4 protein-coding genes are annotated in these 5,700 nt (G+C 68.1%); 3 read left to right on the plus strand and 1 reads right to left on the minus strand.

Features of this window, described 5'->3' with window-relative positions:
- The first annotated feature begins 39 nt into the window (after positions 1-39).
- Together KN815_RS43590 and KN815_RS43595 are read left to right on the plus strand one after the other, a co-directional pair.
- The gene (locus KN815_RS43590) at positions 40-1,194 is read left to right on the plus strand and encodes a serine hydrolase domain-containing protein (protein ID WP_216347286.1); all 1,155 of its coding nucleotides are present in this window, start codon (positions 40-42) and stop codon (positions 1,192-1,194) included.
- 214 nt (positions 1,195-1,408) lie between these two features.
- Positions 1,409-2,233, plus strand: coding sequence for a BRO-N domain-containing protein (locus KN815_RS43595; protein WP_308403705.1), 825 nt, complete (start codon positions 1,409-1,411; stop codon positions 2,231-2,233).
- Positions 2,234-2,366: 133 nt separating this feature from the next.
- Here KN815_RS43595 and thiC read toward each other — a convergent pair whose 3' ends face one another.
- The gene (gene thiC / locus KN815_RS43600; RefSeq protein ID WP_216347288.1) at positions 2,367-4,130 is read right to left on the minus strand and encodes a phosphomethylpyrimidine synthase ThiC; all 1,764 of its coding nucleotides are present in this window, start codon (positions 4,128-4,130) and stop codon (positions 2,367-2,369) included.
- Between the two features lie 181 nt (positions 4,131-4,311).
- On the opposite strand from thiC, the gene KN815_RS43605 reads away from it, so the two are divergent.
- Positions 4,312-5,700: YibE/F family protein (locus tag KN815_RS43605; RefSeq protein ID WP_253209616.1), on the plus strand; the 1,389-nt coding region annotated here is incomplete at its 3' end.

Raw genomic sequence — 5,700 nt, forward strand, 5'->3', positions numbered from 1 at the left:
GGATGGCGGGGCGCGGCTGCCTCGGCAGCATGACTGTCCATGACTTCCTTGAACCGACGTAGCTTCATGGGTGGTTGCGCGGCCGCGACACTGCTGGCCGTGACCGGAACCACCGTCGCCCGCGCGGCGACAGGGACCACCGCACCAACCACCGCGTCCGATGAGGCCGCTCTACAGGCCGCCATCAGCGATCTCTCCCATCCGCCCGCCACCTCCGCGCAACTGCGCGTCGTCCGCCGAGGCGACCACTGGTACGGCACGGCCGGGGCGGCGGACCTCGGCAGCGGGCGGGCCGTACGCCCGGACGACCGCTTCCGCGCGGGCAGCATCACCAAGGCGTTCGTGGCCACCGTGATCCTTCAACTGTGGGCCGAGCGCCGGGTGGAGCTCGAGGCCCCCATCGGCCGGTACCTCCCGGATCTGCTGCCCTCGACCTTCTCCCGCCGCATCACCGTGGCCCAACTGCTCAACCACACCAGCGGACTGCCCGACCATCGAGGGCTACCGGACGACAGCACTCCGGAAGGGGCCCTGCGGCATCGATGGGACCGGTGGACACCGCGGGAGTGGGTCGAGACGGTGACCCACGACCCGCTCAAGTTCGCTCCGGGGACCGCACAGGAGTACCGGGGCATCAACTACGTCCTGCTCGCCCTGATCATCGAAAAGCTGACCGGCCACCCCTACGGCCACGCGATCGAATCCCGCGTCCTCCGCCCACTGGGCCTGACCCGCACCCTGCTGCCGGGCCAGGACCCCCGTCTCCACGGTCCGCAGGTGCGTGGCTATCTGCGGATGACCGACGGGTCGCTGCGCGATATCACCGTGTACAACCAGTCCAGCGCCTGGGGCGAAGGCGAGTTGATCTCGACCCTCGACGACCTGTCCCGCTTCCAGCAAGCCCTGTTCTCCGGCGCCTTGCTCCCACCCCACGCGCTGGACAAGCTCTTCACCCTGCCCCCGGATTCCGTACGAATGCTGGACGGCACCCCGGCCCGCTACAGCCTCGGCCTGCAAGCGGCCACGGTCAACGGCGTGACGTTCTGGGGAAAGACCGGCGAGACATACGGCTACCGCACCCGCATGTTCACCACCCGCGACCAGTCGCTCCGCTTCATCCTCTCCTACACCCCGACGCCACTGACCACCCAGGAGGACATGACCAACCGAGTCGTAGCCGCACTCACCGCATAAACCCACCCCGAGGCCCGTGGGGATGTTTCACGTGAAACGGGCTAACGGGAAGTACCGGCCCTTGTCCTCGGATCGATCAATTACCCACCGATCGAGGGAACTTCCGCCTATTCGGGGGAATTGATAGGCGGTGATGTTTAGCGTCCATCGGTGGAGGTGATGCGCGATGCGCAAACACAACACACCGCCGGGCCCATCCGCCCGGCACGACGCCATGGACGTCAACGATTTCGTCTACGCGGCCACGGGGGCCCGGGTCCGAAGGTTGACCCTGCCCAACGGAGAGCACTGGTTCCCCGCTGCCGATGTATGCCGAGAGCTCGGCTACACCACAACGCGAAAAGCTCTGCTCGATCATGTGCCGGAGGAGCGGCGAGAGTCTCTTGAGACTGTGACTTCCAGTCACAGTCTCAGCATTCCCGCAGGTAGGGAATGGCGCCGAGACTTGCAGCTCGTCGATCTCGAAGGACTTATCCTCCTGGTGAACGGCTGCACCAAGCCCGCGTGCCTGCCCTTCAAACAGTGGGTCTCGAGAGTGATCGCCACCGTCCAACGCGAGGGCTCATACGCGCTGGAAGTCTCCGAGATCTCCCGCCCCACTCCACCGAGCGAGCTCATGGACGCGATCGTCCGGCTGGAGATGCGGACCGAACGCTTCCATACGGAGGTACTGGATTCCCTGCACCGGTCCGAGCAGGCGTGGTCACAGATCCTCGACGCGCTGGGCTGCCGACCGGGCGAGGAGCCCGCGGCGGACAAGCGGGAGCTGAGGCTCAGGACGGAGGACCTGTTCGCACAGTGGAAGGCCCGGCTGAGCATCACCGAGGACGTATGGGCGGTGGCCGTCTACATCCTCCCCACGCTGGCCGAAGCCGGACGGATCGGCCACTCGCTGGAGACGCTCTCGGCCAAGACGGGGCTCACGCCGCAGCGGGTGCATGCCTGTCTGCGGTTCCTCCAGAAGCACCACTGCATCCGTCAGAACGGGCTGACGGACAGCGGGAACCCGATCTACGTGGCTGAGCTTCCGCCCGCGTAGCGGCACGCTGAGGGTCCGAAGTCGCAAATCGAAGTTGCGGCTTCGGACCCGTCCGCAGCGTATCGCCTGGTTCACTCCGCAGGCGCCGCTTTGCCGGACTTCACCGGCGATCTCGGCCTACGCGTCCATCGCCTCAGTCCGCGATCGGCAGATAGACGCGGTTGCCCGCCTCCGCGAACTCCTTGGACTTCTGGGCCATACCGGCCTCCGCCTCCGCCGCGTCCATCGCGCCGCCGTGTTCGCGGCGGATGTCCTGAGAGATCTTCATCGAGCAGAACCGGGGCCCGCACATCGAGCAGAAGTGCGCCGTCTTGGCCGGTTCCGCCGGGAGGGTCTCGTCGTGGAAGGAGCGGGCCGTGTCCGGGTCGAGGGCCAGGTTGAACTGGTCCTCCCAGCGGAATTCGAAGCGCGCGTCGGAGAGCGCGTCGTCCCATGCCTGGGCGTCCGGATGGCCCTTGGCCAGGTCGGCGGCGTGGGCGGCGATCTTGTAGGTGATCACGCCGGTCTTGACGTCATCGCGGTCCGGCAGGCCCAGGTGCTCCTTGGGCGTGACGTAGCAGAGCATCGCCGTGCCCCACCAGGCGATCATCGCGGCGCCGATGCCGGAGGTGATGTGGTCGTAGGCGGGGGCGATATCGGTGGTGAGGGGGCCCAGGGTGTAGAAGGGGGCCTCCTCGCAGATCTCCTGCTGGAGGTCGACGTTCTCCTTGATCTTGTGCATCGGGACATGGCCCGGGCCCTCGATCATCGTCTGGACGCCGTACTCCTTGGCGATCCGGTTGAGCTCGCCGAGCGTGCGCAACTCCGCGAACTGCGCCTCGTCGTTGGCGTCGGCGATCGACCCGGGGCGCAGCCCGTCGCCCAGCGAGTAGGTGACGTCGTACGCCGCGAGGATCTCGCACAGCTCCTCGAAGTGGGTGTAGAGGAAGGACTCCTGGTGGTGGGCGAGGCACCACGCCGCCATGATGGAGCCGCCGCGGGAGACGATGCCGGTCTTGCGGCGGGCGGTCAGGGGGACGTACGGGAGCCGGACGCCGGCGTGGACGGTCATGTAGTCGACGCCCTGCTCGGCCTGTTCGATGACCGTGTCCTTGTAGATCTCCCAGGTCAGCTCCTCGGCCCTGCCGTCGACCTTCTCCAGCGCCTGATAGAGCGGCACGGTGCCGATGGGGACCGGGGAGTTGCGCAGCACCCATTCGCGGGTGGTGTGGATGTTGCGGCCGGTCGAGAGGTCCATCACCGTGTCGGCGCCCCAGCGGGTCGCCCAGGTCATCTTCTCGACCTCCTCCTCGATGGAGGAGGTGACGGCGGAGTTGCCGATATTGGCGTTGACCTTCACCAGGAACCGCTTGCCGATGATCATCGGCTCGATCTCCGGGTGGTTCACATTGGCCGGAAGGACGGCGCGGCCCGCCGCGATCTCCTCCCGGACCACCTCGGGGGAGACGTTCTCGCGGATCGCCACGTACTCCATCTCCGCCGTGATCTCGCCCCGCCGCGCATGGGCGAGTTGGGTCACGGGAACGCCCTCGCGGCCGCGCCGCGGCTGGCGTGGGCGGCCGGGGAAGACCGCGTCGAGGTTGCGCAGCCCCCCGCGGGGCGAGGTGTGCTTGATCCCGTCGTCCTCGGGGCGGACGGGACGGCCCGCGTACTCCTCCGTGTCGCCGCGGGCGACGATCCAGTTCTGCCGCAGCGGCGCCAGGCCACGGCGGACATCCGTCTCGATGGTGGGGTCGGTGTACGGGCCGGAGGTGTCGTACAGCGTCACATCCTGGCCGTTGGTGAGGTGCACTCGGCGGACCGGGACGTGAAGGTCCGGGCGCGAACCCGCGACATATCCCTTATGCCAGCCGAATTCGGCCGTCTCGGCGCGCGATGATGCATCCTGCTGAGTCATGAGACCCACTCCCTACGCCGGCATTACCCGGTAACAGGTTCAGCGGTCGGCGCAGCCATCAGCGTCAGCGCCCTCTCAGCCCGGTGCTCCGAGCTCCCGCGATTGCAAAGGTTCGTGCCCACGCTAACGGTTTATCCACAGTGATGAACAGGGGGCCCACTCCTCTTGCGATGATGCGACCGTGACCGCCATCCAGCAGGACCACCCGCCCGAGCAGCCCCGCCCCTCCGATCAGGCGCATGACCACGGCCACGACCACGGCCATTCCCACGGCCACTCCCACGGTCATGGCCCCGCCGCTCCCGTCTCCGCCCGCCTCCGCAAGATCATCGCGGCGGTGCTCATCCCCTTCGCCGTCGCCGTCGTCGCCGGTCTGATCGTGCTCTGGCCGGGCGGCACTCCCGACCACAAGGCGAGCGGCCGCAGCGGTCTCGGCTTCGACCAGCAGACCGTCGCCGGACGGGTGGTGAAGGTCGAGGAGGTGAACTGCGCCGACGTCAACGCCCAGCCACAGGCACCCACCGAGCCCGGCCAGGACAGCGCCGCCCAGAACGGCGCCCCGGGGCAGGCCGGGAAGAAGAGCGTCTGCGAGAAGGCCACCATCGAGGTCACCTCGGGAAAGGACAAAGGCCGCACTTTCCCCGAAATAGTCCAGCCCAACGCCTCGCGTCAGTTCAGCGCCGGGCAGGAGCTGAAGCTGGCGTACGCCCCCAAGGCGCCCAAAAACTTGCAGTACTCCGTGTCCGATGTCGACCGGTTGATGCCGATGGCGCTGCTGGCGGGGCTGTTCGCGCTCGCCGTCGTGGTGGTGGGGCGGCTGCGCGGAGTGTTCGCGCTGGTGGCACTGGCGATCAGCTTCGGCGTGCTGACGCTGTTCATCCTCCCGGCGATACTCCAGGGTTCCAATCCGCTGGTGGTCGCGGTCGTCGGGGGCAGCGCGATCATGCTTCTCGCGCTCTATATGTGCCATGGGCTGACGGCCCGTACATCGGTCGCCGTGCTCGGCACACTGGTGTCACTGCTGCTGATCGGGGTGCTGGGCTCGCTGTTCATCGCCTGGGCGAGCCTGACCGGCAATACGGACGACCAGACCGGGCTGGTGCACGGCCTCTATCCGAACATCGAGATACGCGGGCTGCTGCTGGCGGGCGTGATCATCGGCTCGCTGGGCGTGCTGGACGATGTGACGGTCACCCAGACCTCGGCGGTGTGGGAGCTGAGGGCAGCGGACCCGACCGTGTCCCGGCGCAGGCTCTACGGGGCGGCGATGCGGATCGGGCGGGACCACATCGCCTCCGTCGTGAACACGCTGGTGCTGGCGTACGCGGGCGCGTCGCTTCCGCTGCTGCTGCTGTTCTCCATCGCGGACAGCGGTGTGGGCGCGGTCGCCACCAGCGAGATCGTCGCGGAGGAGATCGTACGGACGCTGGTGGGCAGCATCGGGCTCGTCGCCTCGGTGCCGGTGACCACGGCCCTGGCCGTGCTCGTGGTCTCCGCGGACCGCGCCCCGGCGGTGGACGGCGGCGCGGAGCGGGAAGCCGACGCGGGCGGCGCCCAGGGGGCCCGGACC

This window comes from Streptomyces niphimycinicus (genome assembly GCF_018883605.1).
Lineage (GTDB): Bacteria > Actinomycetota > Actinomycetes > Streptomycetales > Streptomycetaceae > Streptomyces > Streptomyces niphimycinicus.

Coding starts and splice junctions, on each gene's coding strand:
- KN815_RS43590 (WP_216347286.1), top strand. CDS start 40: ATGACTTCCTTGAACCGACGTAGCTTCATGGGTGGTTGCGCGGCCGCG.
- thiC (WP_216347288.1), bottom strand. CDS start 4,130: ATGACTCAGCAGGATGCATCATCGCGCGCCGAGACGGCCGAATTCGGC.
- KN815_RS43595 (WP_308403705.1), top strand. CDS start 1,409: ATGGACGTCAACGATTTCGTCTACGCGGCCACGGGGGCCCGGGTCCGA.